Annotated in this window: 21 protein-coding genes; 10 read left to right on the top strand and 11 right to left on the bottom strand. The window is 31.6% G+C overall.

Annotated features, from left to right (window positions below):
• Positions 1-54: 54 nt before the first annotated feature.
• Complete coding sequence (locus tag ABWP78_RS00450) at positions 55-1,953, bottom strand: amidophosphoribosyltransferase (protein ID WP_353167791.1); 1,899 nt, start codon at positions 1,951-1,953, stop codon at positions 55-57.
• A gap of 68 nt (positions 1,954-2,021) precedes the next feature.
• Entirely contained in the window at positions 2,022-2,945 is a 924-nt protein-coding gene (locus tag ABWP78_RS00445; RefSeq protein ID WP_353167789.1) for a PfkB family carbohydrate kinase, read from the bottom strand.
• Between the two features lie 167 nt (positions 2,946-3,112).
• On the opposite strand from ABWP78_RS00445, the gene ABWP78_RS00440 reads away from it, so the two are divergent.
• Together ABWP78_RS00440 and thiL are read left to right on the top strand one after the other, a co-directional pair.
• Complete coding sequence (locus ABWP78_RS00440) at positions 3,113-3,589, top strand: regulatory protein RecX (RefSeq protein ID WP_353167787.1); 477 nt, start codon at positions 3,113-3,115, stop codon at positions 3,587-3,589.
• A 139-nt stretch (positions 3,590-3,728) separates the two neighbouring features.
• Positions 3,729-4,778: a thiamine-phosphate kinase gene (gene thiL, locus ABWP78_RS00435; RefSeq protein ID WP_353167785.1), complete on the top strand. Its 1,050-nt coding sequence runs from the start codon at positions 3,729-3,731 to the stop codon at positions 4,776-4,778.
• Positions 4,779-4,797: 19 nt separating this feature from the next.
• On the opposite strand, the gene rnhA is transcribed toward thiL, so the two are convergent.
• Positions 4,798-5,277 carry a ribonuclease HI gene (gene rnhA, locus ABWP78_RS00430; RefSeq protein ID WP_353167783.1) on the bottom strand — a complete coding sequence of 160 codons (480 nt, stop codon included), beginning with the start codon at positions 5,275-5,277 and terminating at the stop codon, positions 4,798-4,800.
• A 75-nt stretch (positions 5,278-5,352) separates the two neighbouring features.
• A complete protein-coding gene (gene purN, locus ABWP78_RS00425) occupies positions 5,353-5,916 on the bottom strand; it encodes a phosphoribosylglycinamide formyltransferase (RefSeq protein WP_353167781.1) in 564 nt (187 codons plus the stop codon).
• Between the two features lie 242 nt (positions 5,917-6,158).
• Here purN and ABWP78_RS00420 point away from each other — a divergent pair, with 242 nt between their 5' ends.
• The 5 genes from ABWP78_RS00420 (at position 6,159) to pyk (ending at position 10,606) form a co-directional block, all read left to right on the top strand.
• The gene (locus ABWP78_RS00420) at positions 6,159-6,395 is read left to right on the top strand and encodes an acyl carrier protein (RefSeq protein ID WP_007137004.1); all 237 of its coding nucleotides are present in this window, start codon (positions 6,159-6,161) and stop codon (positions 6,393-6,395) included.
• A gap of 191 nt (positions 6,396-6,586) precedes the next feature.
• The gene (gene fabF / locus ABWP78_RS00415) at positions 6,587-7,840 is read left to right on the top strand and encodes a beta-ketoacyl-ACP synthase II (protein ID WP_353167778.1); all 1,254 of its coding nucleotides are present in this window, start codon (positions 6,587-6,589) and stop codon (positions 7,838-7,840) included.
• Positions 7,841-7,844: 4 nt separating this feature from the next.
• Complete coding sequence (gene rnc, locus ABWP78_RS00410) at positions 7,845-8,594, top strand: ribonuclease III (protein ID WP_353167775.1); 750 nt, start codon at positions 7,845-7,847, stop codon at positions 8,592-8,594.
• A gap of 108 nt (positions 8,595-8,702) precedes the next feature.
• Positions 8,703-9,173, top strand: a complete 471-nt coding sequence (locus ABWP78_RS00405) for an IPExxxVDY family protein (protein ID WP_353167772.1) — start codon at positions 8,703-8,705, stop codon at positions 9,171-9,173.
• 2 nt (positions 9,174-9,175) lie between these two features.
• Positions 9,176-10,606, top strand: a complete 1,431-nt coding sequence (gene pyk, locus ABWP78_RS00400) for a pyruvate kinase (protein ID WP_353167769.1) — start codon at positions 9,176-9,178, stop codon at positions 10,604-10,606.
• A gap of 69 nt (positions 10,607-10,675) precedes the next feature.
• Here the strand turns inward: pyk and ABWP78_RS00395 are convergent, their stop codons facing one another.
• From ABWP78_RS00395 to dinB, 3 genes are all read right to left on the bottom strand, one after another.
• A complete protein-coding gene (locus tag ABWP78_RS00395) occupies positions 10,676-14,887 on the bottom strand; it encodes a T9SS type B sorting domain-containing protein (protein ID WP_353167767.1) in 4,212 nt (1,403 codons plus the stop codon).
• 97 nt (positions 14,888-14,984) lie between these two features.
• Positions 14,985-16,781 carry a translation elongation factor 4 gene (lepA, locus tag ABWP78_RS00390; protein ID WP_353167764.1) on the bottom strand — a complete coding sequence of 599 codons (1,797 nt, stop codon included), beginning with the start codon at positions 16,779-16,781 and terminating at the stop codon, positions 14,985-14,987.
• Positions 16,782-16,932: 151 nt separating this feature from the next.
• Positions 16,933-18,009 carry a DNA polymerase IV gene (gene dinB / locus ABWP78_RS00385; protein ID WP_353167761.1) on the bottom strand — a complete coding sequence of 359 codons (1,077 nt, stop codon included), beginning with the start codon at positions 18,007-18,009 and terminating at the stop codon, positions 16,933-16,935.
• A 184-nt stretch (positions 18,010-18,193) separates the two neighbouring features.
• Between dinB and ABWP78_RS00380 the strand changes: the two genes are divergently transcribed.
• Positions 18,194-18,661, top strand: coding sequence for a CYTH domain-containing protein (locus tag ABWP78_RS00380; protein ID WP_353167758.1), 468 nt, complete (start codon positions 18,194-18,196; stop codon positions 18,659-18,661).
• A 72-nt stretch (positions 18,662-18,733) separates the two neighbouring features.
• On the opposite strand, the gene ABWP78_RS00375 is transcribed toward ABWP78_RS00380, so the two are convergent.
• The 4 genes from ABWP78_RS00375 to ABWP78_RS00360 all read right to left on the bottom strand — a co-directional run bounded on the left by ABWP78_RS00375 (position 18,734) and on the right by ABWP78_RS00360 (position 21,263).
• A complete protein-coding gene (locus ABWP78_RS00375; RefSeq protein ID WP_353167756.1) occupies positions 18,734-19,189 on the bottom strand; it encodes a septal ring lytic transglycosylase RlpA family protein in 456 nt (151 codons plus the stop codon).
• A gap of 90 nt (positions 19,190-19,279) precedes the next feature.
• Positions 19,280-19,678: a hypothetical protein gene (locus ABWP78_RS00370; RefSeq protein ID WP_353167754.1), complete on the bottom strand. Its 399-nt coding sequence runs from the start codon at positions 19,676-19,678 to the stop codon at positions 19,280-19,282.
• Between the two features lie 60 nt (positions 19,679-19,738).
• Complete coding sequence (locus ABWP78_RS00365) at positions 19,739-20,308, bottom strand: 5-formyltetrahydrofolate cyclo-ligase (protein WP_353167753.1); 570 nt, start codon at positions 20,306-20,308, stop codon at positions 19,739-19,741.
• Positions 20,301-21,263 (bottom strand): succinylglutamate desuccinylase/aspartoacylase family protein, encoded by a 963-nt coding sequence (locus ABWP78_RS00360; RefSeq protein ID WP_353167751.1) that lies wholly within the window; start codon positions 21,261-21,263, stop codon positions 20,301-20,303. The genes ABWP78_RS00365 and ABWP78_RS00360 overlap by 8 nt, the downstream gene beginning before the upstream one ends.
• Before the next feature lie 90 nt (positions 21,264-21,353).
• On the opposite strand from ABWP78_RS00360, the gene ABWP78_RS00355 reads away from it, so the two are divergent.
• Together ABWP78_RS00355 and uvrC are read left to right on the top strand one after the other, a co-directional pair.
• Complete coding sequence (locus ABWP78_RS00355; protein WP_353167749.1) at positions 21,354-22,223, top strand: Fic family protein; 870 nt, start codon at positions 21,354-21,356, stop codon at positions 22,221-22,223.
• Between the two features lie 543 nt (positions 22,224-22,766).
• Positions 22,767-24,557, top strand: coding sequence for an excinuclease ABC subunit UvrC (gene uvrC / locus ABWP78_RS00350; protein WP_353167747.1), 1,791 nt, complete (start codon positions 22,767-22,769; stop codon positions 24,555-24,557).
• The last annotated feature ends 3 nt before the right edge of the window (positions 24,558-24,560 follow it).

The raw sequence follows: 24,560 nt of genomic DNA, 5'->3' as shown, positions 1-24,560 counted from the left end.
TACTAAAACAAAATAATTGTTGTATTGCAAATATTCTCGATGAAATGCACTTTTTTAATAAGCACGCGCTCCATTTCCTTCATAAAAGTTTATAAAAGCTGTATTTACCACTCGGTTTCCTCCAGGCGTTGGATAGTTCCCAGTGAAGTACCAATCTCCTAAATTTTTTGGGCACGCTTTGTGTAAATCTTCTACTTTTTGTAAAATAATTTTCACTTTTGCTTTCACTTCTTTTGAAGTTAGCATTTCTGCCATTTTATCTGAAATTTGTTCCTCTGTAAACGGATTGTAAATTTCTTTTACATAATTTACTACTTCTGTATCTTTTAAACCTTGTTGTGCTTTACATTTTTTATAAACGTCTTCTACAATTTGATATTGATTGGTTTCTTTTAAAAGTTCTAATGCGGCTTTGAAAGCAATAAAACCTTCCAATGTACTCATATCAATTCCGTAACAATCCGGATATCTAATTTGCGGAGCAGAAGAAACAACTACAATTTTCTTAGGATGTAATCGGTCTAAAATTTTAATAATACTTTGTTTTAATGTAGTACCACGAACAATACTATCATCAATAATTACTAAATTATCTGTTGGTTTTACTACGCCGTATGTGATGTCGTAAACGTGTGCAACCATTTCATCTCTACTGCTATCTTCGGTAATGAAAGTTCGCAGTTTAACGTCTTTAATAGCTATTTTTTCGGTACGAACTTTTTCTGCTAAAATTTCGTTTAACCCTTTTTCGTCTAAAGTATCTTTTTGCGCAATGATGTCTTTAACTTTTTGTTCGTCTAAGAATTTTTGAGCCGCTTCAGCCATTCCATAAAAAGAAGTTTCCGCTGTATTTGGAATAAATGAGAATACCGAATTATGTATGTCGTTTTCAATTTCTTTTAAAACACTCGGAAAAACATATTTTCCTAATAATTTTCTTTCTTGATATATTTCAGCGTCACTTCCGCGAGAAAAATAAATTCTTTCGAAAGAACAGGCTTTTTTATCTACACATTCTCTAATGTTTTCGAAAATAACATTTCCGTTTTTCTTAACAATAATAGCATCACCCGCTTCCAATTCTTTCACATCTTCGAATGCTACATTAAAAACGGTTTGAATAACTGGGCGCTCTGAAGCTACTACCACAATTTCATCATCTTGGTAATAATATGCTGGTCGGATTCCGTTTGGATCTCTAACCACAAAAGCATCTCCATGACCTAAAAGTCCCGCCATAGCATATCCTCCATCAAAGTTTTTAGAGGCTCTTTTTAATATTCTTCCAATATTTAATCGTTCTGCAATTACCGGTGAAGCTTCAAGTTTTGTAAGTCCTTCGTTTTTACAATCTAAATATAATTCTGTAATTTCATCATCTAAAAAATGACCGATTTTTTCCATAACGGTTACCGTGTCTGCCATTAATTTTGGATGTTGACCTACATCAACTAAGTCTTGAAATAACTCTTTAACATTAGTCATATTAAAATTTCCTGCCACTAATAAATTTCGATGCATCCAATTGTTTTGACGTAAAAAAGGATGAACGCTTTCAATGCTGTTTTTCCCGAAAGTACCATAACGAACGTGTCCTAAAAATAATTCGCCTACATAAGGAATGTTTTCTTTTTGTAACGCTACATTATTTTGATACGATGGATTTTTAGCTAATTCCTCAGAAATTCTGGTGTTAATTTGACCAAAAATATCCTGAATAGGTTGCGCTTGGTTAGAACGAATTCTACTAATATATCTTTGACCTGGTTTTACGTCTAATTTAATACTGGCAAAACCTGCGCCGTCTTGTCCACGATTGTGTTGTTTTTCCATTAAAAGGTACATTTTTTCTACCCCGTAAAAAGCCGTACCATATTTTTCTCTATAGTATTCTAATGGTTTTAAAAGTCTAAGTAAGGCAATTCCACATTCGTGTTTAATAGCGTCGCTCATAGTTGTTGTATTGTATTATTTATTTGTTGTATTAAAAATGCCCCGAAATTTCGAGGCATAGTTTTGTCTTATAATTTGATGTCAAATTGTGTTAACGCCTTAAATTGTTGTAAACGAGCATAAACTTCTTCTTTGTTTAAGTTTACCATTCTTTCTGTTCCAAATTTTTCTACACAGAAAGAAGCTAAATTTGAGCCATGAATAATGGCGTTTTTCATGTTTTCAAAAGAAATGTCTTCCGATTGAGCAATATATCCTGAAAATCCTCCTGCAAACGTATCGCCTGCTCCTGTTGGATCAAAAACTTCTTCTAAAGGTAAAGCTGGCGCAAAGAAAACATCTTTATTATGGAAAATTAATGCTCCGTGTTCTCCTTTTTTAATGACTACATATTTAGGCCCCATGGTATGGATTTTTGCAGCTGCTTTCACTAAAGAATATTCTCCAGATAATTGACGCGCTTCTTCATCGTTAATGGTAATTACATCTACACGTTTTATTACTTCTAATAATTCAGGTAGAGCACAATCCATCCAAAAATTCATCGTATCTATAACTACCAATTTGGGTTGGGTTGTCATTTGATTTAAAACGGATGATTGCACAATTGGATGTAAATTACCAAGCATAACTACTTCAGCATCCTTATATTTTTCAGGAACTATTGGGTTGAAATCTGCTAATACATTTAACTCGGTAGCTAAAGTATCACGAGAATTCATGTCATTATGATATTTTCCACTCCAAAAGAACGTTTTTCCGCCTTTTACAATTTCAATTCCTTCAATATTTATATTTCTTTCTGATAATAAATCTAAATGTTCTTGCGGAAAATCTTCCCCTACAACAGATACTATTGCAGCATCAACATTAAAAAAAGAAGCCGATAAACCAATATATGTTGCTGCGCCACCTAAAATTTTATCTGTTTTTCCAAAAGGGGTTTCAATAGCATCAAATGCTACCGTTCCTACAATTAATAATTTACTCATTTACTTTGATTTTAATAAGCTGCAAAGATAGTTATTCCGTTTGAAGTTTAAAAATGTTAGACTAATTTTAGTAATAAAAATATTTCAAGTAAAAGAATCCCATTGATGCTATTGCAAAAGTTATTTTTTATAGTAATTTTGAATAGATATTTACTTACTATTTTTCATTGGAAGCACCAAAAACCTCACTTACTACAAACGAAATTATCAGCAAATTAGAGTATTACTGCTCTTACCAAGATCGTTGTCATAAAGAAGTGGAACAAAAATTACGAAGTTTTACCTTACTTCCGGAACTAAAGGAACAAATTATTGTACATCTTATTGAACATAAATATATAGATGAAGAACGATTTGCTAAAAGTTTTGCACGAGGAAAACACAATTATAAAGGTTGGGGTAAAAATAGAATTGTTCAAGAATTAAAATTTAGAGAAATATCAAAAAGAAACATCGATTTGGCATTGTTGGAACTTCCAAATGAAGTTTATTTAGCTAATTTTCATTCACTTTCAGAAAAAAATTGGAACGGCATTAAGGAACGAAAAGGACAAAAGAAAAATAAAAAATTTGTAGATTTCTTACTCCGAAAAGGATACGAAACCAGTTTAATTTTTGAAAAACTTAAACAATTAGATAATTAGATAATTGGATAATTAGCGAATTTTCAATGTGCTAATAAAAGTAATTGTCTAATTGACACATTGTCTAATTATCTAATTGGCACATTGGCACATTAATCAATTGGCACATTAATTCCCTATCTTTGCAAAAACAACCCTTATGTTAGAAAATAAAGATCAAAAAACAACGAGCATTGCCAGTTTAGGTGAATTTGGATTAATTGAACATTTAACCAAGCATTTCAAAATTAATCAAAAAAGCACAATTAAAAGTATTGGTGACGATGCCGCTGTTTTAGATTTTGCTGGCAAAAAAGCAGTAATTTCTACCGATTTATTAGTGGAAGGTGTGCATTTTGATTTAAGCTATATGCCTTTAAAACATTTGGGATACAAAGCAATTGTGTCTACTGTTTCTGACATTTGTGCGATGAATGCCGTGCCTACGCAAGTTACCGTTTCGGTGGCGGTTTCTAATCGTTTTCCGTTAGAAGCTATGGAAGAACTTTTTGCAGGAATTACTTTAGCAGCCAACGCTTATAATGTAGATGTAATTGGTGGCGTCACGACTTCTTCTCAAAAAGGATTAATTATTTGCATTACAGCTATTGGCGAGGCGAATTTAGATGAAATAACTTATAGAAATGGCGCACAACAAACTGATTTATTAGTTGTTTCTGGCGATTTAGGTGCGGCTTATATGGGTTTACAAGTTTTGGAAAGAGAAAAACAAGTGTTTCAAGTCAACCCAAATAATCAGCCTATTTTAGACGATTATACCTATTTAATTGAACGTCAATTGAAGCCTGAAGCCAGAAATGATGTAAAAGAATTACTTGAAAAATTAGAAGTACAACCTACGGCTATGATTGATATCTCAGACGGATTGTCCTCTGAAATTATGCATATTTGTAAGCAAAGTAAATTAGGTTGTAATGTTTATGAAGATAAAATTCCGGTTGACCCACAATTAATAAATGTGTGCGAAGAATTTAATGTAGACATTACCACAATTGCCTTAAATGGCGGAGAAGACTACGAATTGCTTTTCACGATTAAAATGGAAGATTTCGAAAAATTAAAACACAATCCAAATTTTACCATTATTGGTCATATGGTTGCGGAAAGTGAAGGCATGCACTTGGTGACTCGTGCCAACACAAAAATTGAACTAAAAGCAAGAGGCTGGAATGCAATAAACGAGGAATAAAATTGGTTGAAAAACTATTTTACAACAATTTCTGTTCTTCCGTTTCGTAAAAAGTATCAATATTTAAATTTTTTTGCTGCGAGGCCATCACGGCCAATTCGTCACAACGTTCATTTTGAGGATGATTGTTGTGTCCTTTAATCCACATAAATTTCACGTGATGTTGTTTATAAATTTTTAAAAATCGCATCCATAAATCAGGGTTTTTTTTGTCTTTGAAGTATTTTTTCTCCCAACCAAACACCCAACCTTTTTCTACTGAATCCACAACATATTTAGAGTCTGAAACTACCAAAACATTGGTTTTAGGTGCTTTCAATTTTTCTAAACCTACTATTACGGCTAACAATTCCATTCTGTTATTAGTGGTGTGTCTGAATCCTTCAAAAAATTCTTTTTTGTAAGGCGTGCCCACCATTTCCATCACCACACCATAACCACCTGGGCCGGGATTTCCTTTGGCAGCGCCATCTGTGTATATGTTAACTTGGTAGGGCATTTTAGATTATTAGATTTTTAGATTGATTAGATGTTGAAATTAAGAAATTTTAGTGGGTTTGACTTTCTAGGAAGTCTAACCTTCTAAAAACCTCTCAATCACTTTTGGAAAATGTGACATTTCCAATTCGTGAATTTTTTGTGCGATTTCTTCTGCTGAAGTACAATTTTCAATATTTACGTTGGCTTGAAAAATGAATTCGCCTTCATCAAAATGTTCGTTCACATAATGAACCGTAATTCCTGTTTCCTTTTCTTTATTTTCTAAAACCGCTTGATGTACATGCATCCCGTACATCCCTTTTCCACCATAATTAGGCAACAATGCCGGATGAATATTGATTACTTTATTCGGAAATTCGTTAATAATATGAATAGGAAATTTCAATAAAAATCCTGCCAACACAATTAAATCGGGTTGCAATTGTTTCAGTCTATTTAAAACGGTATCATCTGAAAGTTCCATTTTATTAAAAACAAAAGTTGGGACATTAAATTTTTTAGCTCTTTCAATTACTTTAGCTTCAGAATTATTTGTAAAAACACCTACAACCGAAACAGCATTTGACATGTTAAAATAAGCCACAATATTTTCGGTATTTGAACCATTTCCGGAAGCAAAAAGGATAATCTTCTTCATTTTATTCTGTTTTTTTTAACTTATTGCAGTAATAAACCACATAAATATCACACAAAAGTATAAATACATTTAGGTTTAACGGCAAAAAAAAATGAAATAATAAATTAATTCATTCTAAATATGCTTAAAAATAAGGTGTTTTAAGTTTTTTTTGTATATTCGTTGTTATATTTACTAACAAAAATGTTGTTTTAAAATAAAGTTTTTTATTTTTGCCAACAAATAATTAAAAATTGAAAATTATGTCAGACATTGCATCAAGAGTAAAAGCGATTATCGTGGACAAATTAGGTGTTGACGAAAACGAAGTAGTAACAGAAGCAAGCTTCACTAACGATTTAGGTGCTGATTCATTAGACACTGTAGAGCTTATTATGGAATTCGAAAAAGAATTTGATATCCAAATTCCAGACGACCAAGCTGAAAACATTGCTACTGTAGGTCAAGCAATTTCTTACATCGAAGAAGCTAAGAAATAATAACTTTTCATCCGTATAATTTATTTTATACGGATGTTGTTATTTTTTGTTTCTGTTTTTAAAAATCTTTGTTTAGATTTGTAAAAACATTGATTGTATTACAATCATTCACATAAGACATTTATGTAATACCCAATGTTGATATTTAATTATGAAGCATTGGGTTTTTCTATATAACTAAAAAATAATTTATGCAATTAAAACGTGTAGTGGTAACAGGACTTGGGGCGCTTACTCCAATTGGAAATAATATTCAAGAATATTGGAATGCCTTAATTAGCGGTAAAAGCGGTGCGGCTCCAATTACGTATTATGATACCGAAAAACATAAAACCAAATTTGCTTGCGAAGTAAAAAACTTCAATATCGAAGATTTTATCGATAGAAAAGAAGCAAGACGTATGGATAAATTTGCACAATATGCCATTGTTGCAGGTGAACAAGCTATTGCAGATTCAGGGATTTTAGAATCAAACGTAAATAAACAAAGAGTAGGTGTTATTTGGGGTGCTGGAATTGGTGGATTAGAAACCTTTCAAGAAGAAGTACTAAGTTATGCTAAAGGAGACGGAACACCTCGTTTTAATCCTTTTTTTATTCCAAAAATGATTGCCGATATAGCTCCCGCTCATATTTCTATGAGAAATGGCTTTATGGGTCCAAATTATACGACGGTTTCCGCTTGTGCTTCTTCAGCAAATGCTATGATAGATGCTTTTAATTACATACGTTTAGGTATGTGTGATGTAATTGTGTCTGGAGGCTCTGAGGCAGCAGTAACTATTGCAGGAATGGGTGGATTCAACTCTATGCAAGCGTTATCCACAAGAAACGATTCGCCAGAAACGGCTTCTAGACCATTTGACGCTAACAGAGATGGTTTTGTTTTGGGCGAAGGTGCAGGCGCTTTAGTTTTTGAAGAATACGAACATGCAAAAGCGCGTGGTGCGAAAATATATTGTGAAGTTGGTGGTGGCGGAATGTCATCTGATGCCTATCACTTAACGGCGCCACATCCAGAAGGAATTGGAGTGATTGCAGTGATGGAAAACACCTTACGCGATGCAGGTATGAAACCAGAAGAAGTAGATCATATTAACACGCACGGAACCTCAACACCTTTAGGAGATGTTGCAGAATTAAAAGCAATTAGTCATGTTTTTGGAGCACACGCTAAAAACATCAATATCAATTCTACTAAATCAATGACAGGTCACTTGTTAGGAGCTGCTGGAGCAATTGAAGCAATTGCTTCGATTCTAGCCATGAAATACAGTCTTGTTCCACCAACAATAAACCACACTACAGTAGATGAGAATATTGATCCTTCATTAAACTTGACTTTAAACACGCCTCAAAAAAGAGAAATTAAAGTGGCAATGAGTAATACTTTTGGATTTGGCGGACATAATGCTTGTGTGCTTTTCAAAAAATTAGAAGAATAACTTCATGCGACGCATTTTAAATAAAATATTGAAAAAATCCCCTTCTTCTAATCAAGACGGGGTTTTTTTTGAAAAAATTACCAAAATATTAGGATTCAAACCCAATACAGAAATTTATTACAAACATGCCTTTACGCATCGTTCCTCTAACCAAACCGATGAAAACGGATTTCCTATTAGTTATGAACGTTTAGAATTTTTAGGCGACGCAATGTTAGGCAGCGTAGTTGCTGCTCATTTATATAAAAGAGTGCCAACAGGCGACGAAGGCTATTTAACAAAAATGCGTTCTAAAATTGTAAGTAGAGAACATTTAAATGAATTAGGCAAAGATTTTAATTTGGTGCAATTTATTGAAAGTAAAGTGAGTCCTTCCCATTTTGGTGATAACATTCATGGAAATTTATGCGAAGCTTTTATTGGTGCCATTTATTTAGATAAAGGGTATTTATATTGTGAGAAATTTATACAAGAAAAAATCATCAAACAATATGTGGATATTGAGCGATTAGAAGGCAAAATTATTAGCTATAAAAGTTTAATTATCGAATGGTGTCAGAAAGAAAAAATTAGTTTCAAATTTGATATTTTTGAAGATGATGGTAAAGAAGGCGTAAAATACTTTGGCGTAAAATTATTAATGGGCAATCAGGTAATTAGCAAAGCCCGAGCCACTTCAAAGAAAAAAGCAGAAGAAACAGCGGCAAAAAGAGCGTTTTTTGCTTTACAGGATAAAATTGAAAACAAATCCTAAGTTTTTTATCAACTACAACGTTTGAATTAAAAAAAAACAGTTTAGAAACCTTTTTTACTACAATTTACTAATTTTTACTCCTATCTTTACGATTATTTTTTAAAATAAATGGCAAATCTTAAACTTACATTCGACGATTTTGAATCAAATGATTTTGAGTTACTTGCTATTCATTCTAATTTAAAAGATTTTAAATTAACCTTTTTAATAAATCTAAAATTGAATGTCTTGATGAAAAAAAATGAAAGTGAAATTTCAATAAAATCTTCTAACGGAACAGGAAAATTTTCTAGATTTAGTTTTGATGATTTAAACCAAGATATCACTTGGGAACTCATTAAAAATCAAACCAATTTTAATTCGAACCAAAATAATACAGGATTTTTTTCTGAAGATAATATTACAATGAATTTAATTCCAGAATTAAAAATAGCCGATTATTTACTAAAAATAGACAATATAGATTCAAGCTTTAAAAGCGATGAAGTCATTCAAAAAATAAGTACCATACAAAATGTTTCTACGATTTATAAAGTAGATACCACTAATTTAAAATCGATAAACAATTTAATTTTTTAAAGATGCATACAACCAAAAAAACAAAAATTGTTGCCACATTAGGCCCCGCTTGTAGTAGCAAAGAAGTAATTAAAAAAATGATTGACGCCGGAGTTAATGTTTTTAGAATTAATTTTTCTCACGCAGATTATACAGATGTAAAAGAAAAAATAGATATTATTCGCGAATTAAATACTGAATTTGGCTATACCACTTCTATTTTAGCCGATTTACAAGGCCCAAAATTACGCGTTGGTGTAATGAAGGAAGATGTAATGGTACATCCTGGAGATATTATTACTTTCCAAACCTCAGAAGATATTCCTGGAACTGCTGAAAGGGTGTATATGAACTATAAAGAATTTCCTAAGGATGTAAATCCTGGAGAAAGAATCCTTTTAGATGACGGAAAACTAATGTTTGAAGCTATTGAAACTAACAGAGTTGATGAAGTAGTTTGTAAAGTAATTCAGGGCGGACCGTTAAAATCTAAAAAAGGGGTAAATTTACCTAACACAAAAGTATCGCTTCCGGCATTAACGGTAAAAGATATTAAAGATGCTATTTTTGCTTGTGAAAACAAAGTAGATTGGATGGCACTTTCGTTTGTTAGAACTAAAGAAGATATTAAAGATTTACAAGATTTAATTGCAGAACATTCTGAACATAAAATTCCGATTGTAGCTAAAATTGAAAAACCAGAAGCCGTTGAAAATATTGACGAAATTGTTATTGCTTGCGATGGATTAATGGTAGCTCGTGGTGATTTAGGTGTTGAAGTGCCAGCGCAAGAAGTGCCTTTAATTCAGAAAAAACTAATTTTAAAAGCCAAATTAGCGCGAATTCCAGTAATTGTTGCTACTCAGATGATGGAAACAATGATTACTAGTTTAACGCCTACAAGAGCAGAGGTAAATGATGTAGCCAATTCGGTTATGGATGGTGCGGATGCCGTAATGCTTTCAGGCGAAACTTCAGTTGGAAATTATCCAGTACAAGTTATTGAAACTATGACAAGCATTATTGAAAGTGTAGAAGATTCCCCGCTTATTAGTGTGCCTCATATCGCACCAACAAAAAGAAACGAAAGATACATCACTAAATCTATTTGTTTTAACGCTGCTGCTATGGCAGATACTATAGATGCAAAAGCGGTTACTACATTAACCAATAGTGGTTATACCGCTTTTCAAATTTCGGCTTGGCGACCACACGCACATATTTTAGTGTTTACTTCAAACGAAAGAATTGTAACCCAATTAAATTTACTTTGGGGTGTAAGAGCATTCTTTTACGATAAATTTACGAGTACAGATGATACTATTGACGATATCAATAAAATTTGTAAAGAAAAGAAATATGTAAAAACAGGCGATATGGTAGTTAATTTAGCTTCTATGCCTATTGCTAATAAAGGAATGGTAAATACAATAAGAATTTCAGAAATTCATTAGAAATTAAATCCTGATAATTTAAAATCCCAAATTCTTAATTGAATTTGGGATTTTTTTATGTCTTTTACACTATCGTTTTAAACTAAAATGAGATTTAAAAACACCTTTTTGCTTACTTTGTGTTATGAATTCTACAGAAAACCAATAATCTGTTGATGGTAAATCTTTGCCTTCATATTTTCCATCCCAGCCAGAACCAGCAGGAGAAATTTGTTTCAATAATTTTCCGTATCTATCAAAAATAGAGATTGTACTATTGGGTTGTTGTGCTAAATCAAAAATATTCCAAGTGTCGTGGAAAGTGTCTCCATTTGGCGTAAAATAATTTGGATAATTAATTATATAAATTGGGCCAATTCTTGTAGGCGTACAGTTTCCTAATGTATCAAAAATGGTAACAAAATAATCGCCTGTAACTAAGTTTGTAAAGGTATTACTCGTTTGAATTGGACTTAATGTACCGTTTGGATATTCTGACTGATAAATGTAGTTTCCGAACCCATCTGTAATATTTACAGTAATAAAAGTTCCATCTGTGTCAAATTCTGGGCTAACTGTATAATTAGCTTTAGCTGGGCTTGATTGTAAAATAGTAACTGTTGTATTATTATAATTACAAGCCGAACCCACATCTGGAATGAGTTTGACAAACGTAACATTATAGACCCCAGCTTGCGTTGCGGTAAAATTAGTACCCGTTCCCAATAAAGTTCCATTTAAAAACCAATTAGCTGTAAAAACCGCAGGATTTAAGCCAGTTTGAATCGTATAAGGACTAATTAATGCATTCGTAATCGGATCTACACAAATAACCCCTTGCGGCAATGTAATATTTAATAAAGGATGAACTGTAAAACTAAACGACTGTTGCGCATTACAATTTATATTATTCAATGCAGATGCATAGACATAATAGGTATATGTACCAGGAGTAGAAATATTTAAATTAGTAATTAAATTGACAGCATTCCCTCCTGGTTGCGAATAATAATTTAAATTGAAACCAACGGAAGGCAAAGTAGGTAATACATATGTTCCACATTCTTCGGTATCAAATACCAAAGCTAATGCGGCTAAATTTGGGGTTTGAGACACAATTATGTCAAAACTGTCTTGAGCAAAACAAATTGTTCTGTCCCCGTTTGCTGCTACCACCCATATAGTAGTAGTTATATTAGGAACATTAAATACAAAACCGTTTGCAACTGGTAACGTTCCCGCTTGATCATAAAAATAACCTATAGTATAGTTTTCTGGCGTTGCCGGCACATGCGTTAAAACTGGTAATGTATAATTTTGAGTTTCGCATACAGAAACGTTGCTATAATTTGGTAAATTAATTCCGCTGTATGTTACCGTAAAAGGTCTATTAATTGTACAATTAGTTACCGGGTCAATATTGTATAAATAAAATGTTTGTGTAGTAGAAAAAACTGTCGATGAAGACACTAAAGTTCCTACTCCGCTTGGGCCTCCTGGTGCGGTATATATTTTGCCATTAACTGGTTGTGGAATCGAATAAGGCGTACATTCAAATCTATCTAAAACACCATCAGCGGGTGGAAACGGATTCAGACTTATGGTAAATGATAGTTCATTCGAACAACCATTCGCATCGGGTCCGTTAAATACAAAATAAGTACCTGGGTTTAATCTGACTCCAGATAAATCTATAATATTTCCAGCTGAAAGAGGTATTTGCCCTAAAGTAGTTGGCCCACCTGGCAAAGTATAATATGAGCCATTTGTTAAAACAGGTAATACAAATTCGCCACAATACACGCCACTAGTAATTACATCTACTAAAGGCAACGGATTAATAATAATATTATAATTCAAATTATCTGTACAGTTTGGCAACAATGTTGTATTAGCATAATAATATATTACTTGAGAAGTTGTTATTGGAATAGTAGGATTTATCATGGAACCTCCTCCTAAAGGAGCGGTATAATAACCGCCAAAAGCAATAGCTGGTAATGTATAACTATTACATGCAGGTATTGTAGTAAACAAATTTGTGTCAATTATATTAATTTGAAAATCCGTCTCTAAAGCACAGCCACCAGGATTTCCGTTAGCGTCAATAAAAGAAGTACTATTATATATGTACATTATTTGAGTAGCAGTTATAGTATTCCCAGCAAAATAGGGTATGCCCGTTCCTCCAGGTTGAGAAAAATAATTCCCATTAGTTAATGCTGGTAATACATACGAATTACAATAAATAACATCTGGTAAAGTATCAATTAAAGGTAGTGGGCGAATGTTAATATTAAATAATTCATCTCTACAAAAAACACCATTTACCTCTGCATAATAATAAACTGGTTGAATAATATTTATTAGTGTAGTGTTTGAAAAAACCGTACCAACTGGAATTAAAACACCAGTGCCTGATGGCCCTCCTGGAGCAGTATAAAAAGCCCCAATATTATATGGTGGAGAAGGTATAGTAAATGAACCACAATTATCTAAAAGCAGTCTATATTCATCTACAAAGTAAGCTAAAAAAGAAGATTCGTTAAAACAGCCATTTACATCAGGTCCATTATATATAAAGTATGTGTTACCATCACTTATAATATTGCCTGCAAACAATGGCGTGCCAGTGCCACCAGGTCCAGTAAAATAATTTCCATTTGTTAAAGCAGGTAAAACATAATTACTACAAGCTATTACATCGGCTAAATCATCAACCAGTGGTAAAGGATTTACTTGAATATCAACACTTGTAACGTCAAAACAAGAAGGATTAGAACTATTTTGCATTCTGATCCAAACGGTTACAGAAGTTGTACCATTTGGAATTGTAACGGAAGTAATTATGCCGGTATTCCCTGCTATAGCATTAGCTTGGTTAGAGAAATATAAAATGCTGTAACCCGTTAATCCGTTTAAAACTTGATTGTCTAAATTAGCTAAAAAATAAGTATTTGCAGTAGCTGCTTCACACAATTGTACATCAACCGGTTGTGTAGCATTGACAACTGGATTTATTACTAAATCAAATTGATATACGGCATCACAAAATAAATTTGATGTCGTATTGTAAATTTTAACGTAAATTGTTTGACCTGAAGTAGTAGAAAAATTAGTTGTCCCAACAATAGGATTATTAGTAGTTGTATCAGCCATAGAAGCATAATAAAACAAATCATAAGTTGTGTTATTTAGACCTAATTGGGATTCATTATTTATAGTTAAATCAAAAGAATAGCTCGCTGCACCTGTGTTACACGTTTGTAGATTAATTGGGGCAGCAACCGCTAAGTTATTAACCACAACCGTATCGGTTAAAAAGCAGGACCCTTTAGTAACTTCAACAGAATAAGTTCCTGGGGTGTTTACGGTGTAAGATGATGTATTTCCTCCAACTGGATTCCCGTTTTGAAGCCACTGATAAGTATATGTATTATCTAACTGAGTATTTAATTGAATTGGATTTCCTGAGCAAATTGTTTGATCTGGACCTAAATCTAATGTGGTTGTAAAACTTCCTCCAGAAATAAATACAGCAGAATCATATCCTGAATTATTATAATCCCCAATTACCAATCGTATTTTATAGGGAATATTTGGAATTACTGCCGAAGCCGCATTCATAACTACAGTATGTCCTCTCATATTTAATGTAGAAGCCGGAATATTAGTTGGATTGTAGGTGCTAAAAAAATTTGAATTCGCCGATTCGCAATTGGTATTATACAATTTATTTCTAATGTCTTTAACCGTAACCGGCAAATTTGTTCCTGGAATAACTGCTAAATTGGTTGAAACATTCGTATTTAAATTGGTTAAAACAAAAGCAAAAACATCGCTAAAAGCACATTGGTATTCACCATATTCATTAGAAGCGAATAAGAAATCAAAACTAAAACTATTTGAAACGGGAATAAAATCGAACTCTAAAAAAGCCACATCGGTTATTGTGGAAGATTGACCAGTGCTGTTACTTATAGTTTGTAAATAAGCATCTGTATTGGTATTAATTTGCGAACTTAAAGTAGCATTATTACTATAATTTCCTTGGGTGTTCAACGCCAAACCATTTCTAATAATAATTCCTTCATTTATAGGAAAAGTAGATCCGTTTTTATTAAAATAGGCAACAGATTGGTTAGAGGAAATAGCAATATTTGAAACTGTGACACAAGAATTTACAAGCAATAAATCTACAAGTTGAGCAGGAGAATTAGTAGTATTGTCTATTGTAATGGTTTGCGAAAACATACTAGAACTTAATGCTAATATTAAAATATAAAGGGACTTCAAATTCATATTATTAGATTCGTTTTAGAATTAGCACATAAATTTATGAAATATTTTAAATAAAAAAAAGCATATTAAAATTAATATGCTTTTTGTTGTTTTATATTTAATCATTCAATTTTAAAACGGCCATAAATGCTTCTTGCGGAATTTCTACGTTTCCTACTTGGCGCATTCGTTTTTTACCTTTTTTCTGTTTTTCTAATAATTTACGTTTACGAGAAATATCACCTCCATAACATTTTGCAGTAACATCTTTACGAAGCGCTTTTATGGTTTCACGGGCAATAATTTTAGCTCCAATAGCAGCTTGAATTGGAATGTCAAATTGCTGACGTGGAATTAATTCGCGTAATTTCTCGCACATTTTTTTACCAATATTATACGCATTGTCTTCATGAATAAGTGCCGATAATGCATCTACTGAAGTGGCGTTTAATAAAACATCTAATCTTACTAATTTTGAAGTTCTCATTCCTATCGGATGATAATCAAAAGAAGCATATCCTTTAGATACTGTTTTTAATCGGTCGTAAAAATCGAATACTATTTCTGCCAAAGGCATATCAAAATTTAGCTCTACTCGTTCAGTAGTTAGGTAAGTTTGATTGGTAATTAAACCTCGCTTTTCAATACATAAACTCATTACATTTCCAACATAATCGGATTTTGTAATGATAGTTGCCTTAATATAAGGTTCTTCAACTCTATCTAATTTACTTGGTTCTGGTAAATCTGATGGGTTGTTTATTATGAAACCCACTTCTGGTTCTTTCTTTGTGTAAGCCAAGTACGAAACGTTAGGTACGGTTGTAATAACGGTCATATCAAACTCTCGTTCTAAACGTTCTTGAATAATTTCCATATGCAACATTCCTAAAAATCCACATCGGAAACCAAACCCTAATGCCGCTGAACTTTCTGGTAAAAACACCAAAGACGCATCGTTTAATTGTAGTTTTTCCATTGAAGAACGTAAATCTTCATAATCTTCTGTGTCTACAGGATAAATTCCGGCAAATACCATTGGTTTTACGTCTTCAAAACCAGTAATCATATTTGTTGTTGGTTCTTTAGCGTCTGTAACGGTATCACCAACTTTCACTTCTTTTGCTTCTTTTATTCCAGAAATTAAATAGCCAACATCTCCTGTTGAAATTATATTTTTTGGAACCTGATTTAATTTTAAAGTCCCCACCTCATCGGCAAAATATTCTTTACCGGTTGCCATAAATTTAATTTTCTGGCCTTTTTTAATTTCACCATTTACAACACGAAAAATTACTTCAATTCCCCTAAAAGGGTTGTAATGCGAATCAAAAATTAATGCTTGTAAAGGTTCGTCTTTAGTGCCTTTTGGATGTGGAATTTTTTCAATTATGGCTGCTAAAATATTTTCAACACCAAAACCTGTTTTACCAGAGGCGTGAATAATATCTTCTAATTTGCAACCTAATAAATCGATAATGTCATCTGAAACTTCTTCTGGATTCGCAGAAGGTAAATCTACTTTATTTAAGACAGGAATAATTTCCAAATCATTATCTAAAGCTAAATATAAATTTGAAATGGTTTGCGCTTGAATACTTTGTGCGGCATCAACAATTAACAATGCACCTTCACAAGCGGCAATACTTCGAGACACTTCATAAGAAAAATCTACGTGACCAGGTGTGTCAATTAAATTTAAAATATATTCTTGTCCTTGATACGTATATTCCATTTGAATCGCGTGACTTTTTATGGTAATACCACGTTCGCGTTCCAAATCCATATTATCCAATAATTGCGCTTTTTCTTCTCTGCCGGTTACTGTTTGTGTCGCACCTAAAAGGCGGTCTGCTAACGTACTTTTCCCGTGGTCAATATGTGCAATTATGCAAAAATTTCTAATGTGTTTCATTTGTTATCTTTCAAAATTCAAAATTCAAAATTCAAAATTTGTTTTTCAACAAAATCCATTTTCAAATTCAAAATATTTTTTAATTCTTTTATAATCTACAAATATAGCGTAATTATGCGGTTTTGAAAAAGATTAATTTAGGAATAACCTTCTAAAACTCAAACTTCAATTGATACACCACAAATTTTTTCTGATGTGTGTTTAAATTGTTTAAAGAAATACCTAATAATCGAACCGAATTTTTGAGTTTTTCTTGATACAATAATTCTTTAGCGGTTTCAAAAATTAGATTTTTATCGGAAATAAAGTATTGTCCCGTTTTACTTCTTGTTTGTTGTGAAAAATCGGAATATTTTATTTTTAAAGTAATGGTTTTTCCTGCTATTTTGTATTTTTTAATACGTCGTTCAATTTCTTCAGCTATGTTTTTTAACCGTTCTTCCATATAAATTTCAGAAGATAAATTTTTATTAAAAGTGCGTTCGGCGCCAACAGATTTCATTTCTCTATTGGGTTTAACTTCACTAAAACTTACACCTCGAGATAAATTATAGTACGAATTACCACTATTTCCAAAATGTTTTTCAAGATAGTCTAACGATTTTGACTTTAAATCCGTTCCAGAATAAATGCCTAATTGATACATTTTTTCAGCAGTGACTTTTCCAATTCCGTAGAATTTTTTCACATCTAACACTTCAATAAACGCTTCCACCTCATCCGGATTTACTGTTTTTTGACCGTTGGGTTTATTGAAATCACTCGCGATTTTCGCGACAAATTTATTTACAGAAATACCTGCAGAGGCTGTCAAACCAGTAACTTCAAATATTTTTTGTCGGATTTCTTTAGCAATTAATGTTGCACTTGGATTTCCTTTTTTATTTTCCGTAACATCCAAATACGCTTCATCTAAGGAAAGTGGTTCTACCAAATCTGTATATTCATAAAATATTTTTCTAATTTGTTTAGAAACTTCTTTATATCGTTCAAAATTTGGTTTTACAAAAATTAAATTTTCACATAAACGAGCGGCTTGTGCCCCACTCATAGCGCTTCTTACCCCAAATTTTCTCGCTTCATAACTGGCAGCGCTTACTACACCACGAATTTCATTTCCGCCCACAGCAATTGGTTTCCCTTTTAAATCAGGATTATCCAATTGTTCTACAGAGGCATAAAAGGCATCCATATCAATGTGAATTATTTTTCGTTGTATGATTTCCATAAGATTTACAAAGTACTGAAAAAAATATTTCTTTAAACTGAAATTTATCAGATTTTCAGAAATTTCAATACCATTGGATTAGAGAACCTCAGCCAACCTAAAACTTGAAACAAAAAGAACGATAAAACTTATGCGACTTATATGTTTAAATATTGTAATTTTGATTCTTTATATTTTAAAAATTATGCAAGAAATAGAACGTAAATTTTTAGTCCATTCCTTAGATTTTATTTCTGAGGCTTTACATTCGCATAAAATTGCTCAAGGGTATTTAAATTCCACACCTGAACGAACGGTCAGAATTAGAATAAAAGACGATAAAGGATTTATTACCATAAAAGGCAAAGGCGACGAATCAGGAACTACACGTTTTGAATGGGAAAAAGAAATTGAGTTATTCGAAGCAGAAGCTTTATTAAAATTATGCGAAACAGGCGTAATTGATAAAACCCGGTATTTAATCAAAAAAGGAAATCATACATTTGAAGTGGATATTTTTGAAGGTGAAAATAAGGGATTGATTGTTGCTGAAATTGAACTTTCCGACGCCAATGAAACGTTTGAAAAACCAAATTGGCTGGCAAAAGAAGTAACTGGCGATGAAAAATATTATAATGCGTATTTAAGTAAAAAACCTTTTACCGCTTGGTAACGTTTATATAAAACAGAAATTTCCATAAAATAATTCATGAAAATCTGTGAAATTTGTGTAAAATTTTAAGTTTTATTTCTTCACAATTTCAATATTTACATCAATATGTCCACCATAATTTGAAGGTCTAATTTTCCAAAATGCGGCTCTTGTTAAATCAATATGCCTGTTTTTATGAAACGGGCCTCTATCGGTAACTGTAACGTAAACTACTTTTTTAGTTTTTACACCTGTAACTTTTAATTTGGTGCCAAATGGAAGTTTTCGGTGGGCGCAAGTCATGTCATTATTGTTAAATCTTGTGCCACTTGCGGTTCTTCTGCCATTAAATTTATTAGCATAATAAGAAGCGTGTGCCGATTCGTGATACATTTCTAGTTTTTCAACAGGTTTGGCTATACTGTCTTTTTTCTTTACTGTATCTGTAACTTTTAGTTTAGGTTTTTCTTGAGAAAAATTAGATTTTATGTTTTCCTTCTGAAAAAAAAGCACTACTAAAAGCGGCAATATGTATATAAATTTTTTCATCTTCATATAGATAAGATTAAAAAAGAAGTAAATTTTCACTTACTTCTCTTTATATTTTTATTGATTTGGCAAAATTAATACCATAAAAAGTTATAATCCTAACCAATGTTTAAAAGGTATTCTTGATAGTAAGAAAATTAATCCTAAAACATAAAAAATACCAATTTTTTTAAACTTCCCATTACTGCTTTCTTCTTTTTTATGTTTGCTCCAACCAATTGTAATTAAAGCAATTGCTAAAATATTCGTTATTGGATGATCTATTTTCACTAAACCTAAAGCTTTAAAATCGAAATCAAAAGTAGATGCCCACATAAATAAGCCAACCAACAACTGGATATGACTAAAAATTAAGGCAATTAATGAGATACTTCTGTCTTTTGAAGTAAAATTTCTTTTTGCTGAAAGCCCTAAAAAAGCGTTACTAATAGCAAAAATTAATACAGCTAAAACACCATAAGCTAGGGCGGAATGAATAGATTGTAACATAGTTTATTTGTTTAATAATAATTTCAAATATAATAAAATATATGGAATTCCGATTTAAATTTATATTAAAAAATTATAAACTTTAGTTGGTGTCACACAATAATCCAACTGAATATCAGTAGATAAGGTGTCAAAAATTAATGTTTCTGCTTCAAAAAAAGAAACGCCAATTTTTATGGTTTCTGGTTGGCATTTTGACAAAAACTGATCATAAAATCCTTTTCCATAACCTATTCTATTGCCTTTTTCGTCAAAAGCCAAAAGAGGAACAAAAACCACATTAATTTTAGAAACAGGAACTTCTAAACCGTCAACGGGTTCGGGAATATCGTACTTGTTTTTTTTTATTTTGGTTGCATCTGTTAAGAGAAAATGAGTCATTTCTCGAGTTGAAAAATCACTTGCTGAAAGGACAATGTTTTTGTCTTTTCCTGCCAAAACTTGCAAAATATATTCTGTATTTACCTCATTTTTGGTTTCAATAGGTAAAAAAAGATGATAAAAACTGTGTTGCCAAATATCTAACTGAATGATTTGATTAGCAATTTGTAAGGATAAATCTTCAATAGTTGTCTCAGATAATTTTTGCCTTAAAGCATTATACTTGGTTCTTAATTCCTTCTTAGTCATTTTCTAATTTTGTTGAAATATGAAAAACAGCATCGCCTTGATATACAATTGGGGCATCGTTTACGTTTATTAAATAACCATCATGTGGTGCTTTTAATTTATGACTCACTTTCCCAAAAGGATCTGAAATTGTGGCTAATAAGTCGCCTTTTGTTACAAAGCTTCCAATTTGTTTTAAACCATGAAACATACCAGAAAAATTAGCTCGTACCCAATCCGATGTTTCAATATATATAGTTTGATTTGGTTTTGAAATTTCGTGTTTATTTTTTAGCATTCCAAAATGCATTAAAAATCGTTTGGTTCCTTCTACAGCTTCTTGAGTTACCGCATTATTAATGTCTACCGATTTTCCTCCTTCAAATAATAACATTTTCACATTCATTTTATCACATGAACTTCTGAACGAACCAGAAATATTATTAGAATATAGGGTAAACGGAGCACCAAATACATCTGAAAGTGTTTTTAATTCTGCGTTATTTGGAACAATTCGTATTTGTGGTGCATTAAATCTTCTAGCACCTCCAGCATGAAAATCTATTGCATAATCAATATGTGGCAAAATTTCTTTTAAAATAAAATACGCAAATTGACTTGCTAAAGAACCTGTTTTGCTTCCAGGAAAAATTCGATTTAAATCTCTACCATCTGGAAATTCTCTGGCTTGATTGACAAATCCAAAAATATTAATTACGGGAATACAAATAATAGTGCCTCGTTTTGGTTTATTAATTTTTTTTACAATTAATTCTCTTACAATTTCAGTGCCGTTAATCTCATCGCCGTGTAAACCAGCAGTTAACAACACTACCGGCCCTTCTTTTTTACTTCTTTCTACGATAATTGGAATGTGTAAATCGGTCATTGTATGCAATTTACCAATTTGCATATTGATGGTTTTGCTCTTTCCCGGTAAAATAGTTTCGTTAAAAATAGTAATTTCCTTGTGCATACTGTGTTTTACTTTTTGCTAAAGTAATAAAAAATTACTTTATGCTAAATCAATTGTTTTTTGTTATTTTTGTTAAGTAATACATCCAAAATGGTAGAAATTAAAAAAGCATTAGAGTTAAAACAAGAGTTAGATACGCTTCGCCCAATAAACATGGAGCAAGAGCACCGTATTATGCAAAAATTTCGTTTGGATTGGAATTATCATTCTAACCATTTGGAAGGAAACTCATTAACTTATGGCGAAACGAAAGCTTTATTGCTTTTTGGAGTTACTGCACAAGGCAAACCATTAAAAGATACTTTGGAAATTACGGGTCATAATGAAGCTATAAATTGGGTGATTGATGTAGTTAAAAAAGATTATCCATTAACTGAAAACTTCATTAGAGAATTACATTCCTTATTATTGAAAGATTCGTATAAAGAATCCATAAATGAAGATGGAAAAATAGTTTCCAGAAAAATTTCTGCTGGAAAATACAAATCAAATCCGAACCATGTTTTAACAGTAACTGGAGAAACATTTTATTTTGCTTCACCAGAAGAAACACCAGCTAAAATGTACGATTTACTAAATTGGTACAAAGAAAAAATTGAGGATAAAGAGGTAAATCCAATATTAATTGCAGCCGAATTTCATTATAAATTTATACGAATTCACCCGTTTGATGATGGAAATGGAAGAACAGCTCGAATTTTAATGAATTTTATTTTAATGCAATTTGGTTTTCCGCCAGTGATTATAAAAACACAAGATAAAGAAAACTATTTTGCCGTTTTGCGCTTGGCTGATGCTGGAAATTTAGAAGCTTTTGTAACTTATATTGCAGAAAATTTGAATGTTTCATTAGAAATTATGATTGCTGGTGCCAAAGGTGAAAATATTGAAGAAGAAGATGATATTCAAAACCAAATTTCTGAATTAGAAAGAAAAATTGCAGTACTAAAAAATAAATAACATATATTGATTTTCAATGTCAATTACAAAAAATCAAATTCAATATCAATTACAAAAATCAAATTCAATATCAATATTTAATAGCAATTTCAAAATAGTTTAGAACACAGATTAGAGAAATTTTTAAGATTTCTAAAATTTATCCAATCTGTGTTGTAAAAAATCTATTAAAACATTAATTTGAAAACAATTTAATATCAATATCAATTACAAAAATCAAATTCAATATCAATATTTAATAGCAAATTCAAAATAGTTTAGAACACAGATTAGAGAAATTTTTAAGATTTCTAAAACTTATCCAATCTGTGTTGTAAAAAATCTATTAAAACATTAATTTGAAAACAATTCAATATCAATATCAATATCAATTACAAAAATCAAATTCAATATCAATATTTAATAGCAATTTCAAAATAGTTTAGAACACAGATTAGAGAAATTTTTAAGATTTCTAAAATTTATCCAATCTGTGTTGTAAAAAATCTATTAAAACACTGATTTGAAAACAATTCAATATTAAATTCAATATCAATTTTAAAAATGCTTTCACCTTTAGAATTACAAATACAAACTTTACCTGATAATCCTGGTGTATATCAGTATTACGACAAAGACAACAAGATTTTGTATGTTGGAAAAGCAAAAAATTTAAAAAAACGCGTACAATCGTATTTTACAAAAAACCACGATAATTATAAAACTGCGGTACTTGTAAAAAAAATCGTGACCATAAAACACATTGTTGTTCCTACAGAAACCGATGCGTTATTGTTAGAAAACAATCTTATTAAAACACTTCAGCCAAGATATAATGTATTGCTTCGTGATGACAAAACGTATCCTTGGATTTGCATCAAAAAAGAAGCGTTTCCAAGAGTGTTTTCTACTCGAAAAATGATAAAAGACGGCTCGGAATATTTTGGTCCCTACACCAGTTTTAAAACCGTAAACACATTATTAGAATTAATTAGAGAATTATATCCTTTACGAACCTGTAATTTTGATTTATCTCCAGCAAACATTAGAGCAGAAAAACACAAAGTCTGTTTAGAATATCATATCGGAAATTGTAAAGGCGGTTGTGAAGGATACGAATCGCAAGAAAATTATCAAAAACAAATTACAGCTATTCGAGAAATTTTAAAAGGTAATTTTAAAGAAAGTCTAAAAGATTTTAAAAACCATATGCAGATTTTAGCCTCTGAAATGAAGTTTGAAGAAGCCCAAAAAATTAAAGATAAAATTGAAGTTTTAGAAAACTATCAAGCAAAATCAACGATAATAAATCCTAAGATTACCAATATTGATGTTTTCTCCATTATTTCCGATGAAACAATGGCATATGTCAATTTTTTACAAATTTCGCACGGCGCTATTATTCGCTCGCACACATTAGAATTAAAGAAAAAATTAGACGAAACCAATCAAGAATTATTAGAATTAGCTATTGTAGAAATAAGAGCGCGATTCTTTTTAACCTCAACAGAAATAGTAGTGCCTTTTGAAATAGATTTAGGCGATAAAATTAAAATAACTGTTCCTAAATTAGGAGATAAAAAAGAGATTTTAAACTTATCAGTAAGAAATGCAAAATATTACAGATTAGACCAATTAAAACAAATTAAAATTGTAGATCCAGACCGACATACAAACCGTATTATGGCACAAATGCAAAAAGATTTACGCCTTTCTGTAGCACCTCGACATATTGAATGTTTTGATAACTCGAATATTCAAGGAACAAATCCTGTATCAGCCTGTGTGGTATTTAAAGATGGAAAAGCTAGCAAAAAAGACTACAGACATTTTAACATAAAAACCGTTGAAGGACCCAATGATTTCGCTTCAATGGAAGAAGTGGTGTATAGAAGATACAAAAGGTTATTGGACGAAAAAGAATCTTTACCTCAACTTATTATCATAGATGGTGGAAAAGGACAATTATCTTCAGCATTAAAAAGTTTAGAAGATTTAGGTTTACGTGGTAAAATTGCCATTATTGGTATTGCGAAACGATTAGAAGAATTGTTTTATCCAGACGATCCAATTCCTTTATATTTGGATAAAAAATCGGAAACGCTCAAAATAATTCAACAATTACGAAACGAAGCGCACCGATTTGGAATTACACATCATCGTGACAAAAGAAGCAAAGCGGCATTAAATTCTTCCGTTGAAAGTATTCCTGGTATTGGTGAAAAAACAATGATTACCTTAATTTCGCACTTTAAAAGCGTAAAAAGAATAAAAGAGGCACCAGAATCTGAAATTTCTTCAGTAATTGGACTTTCAAAAGCAAAAAAAATTTCCGACTTTTACAAAAAAGAATAACTC

It is taken from the genome of Flavobacterium sp. (genome assembly GCF_040402955.1).
In the GTDB taxonomy this organism is placed as follows: Bacteria; Bacteroidota; Bacteroidia; order Flavobacteriales; family Flavobacteriaceae; genus Flavobacterium.
The sequence above is the reverse complement of the archived record's forward strand: the minus strand, read 5'-3'. Positions and strand labels throughout refer to the sequence as shown.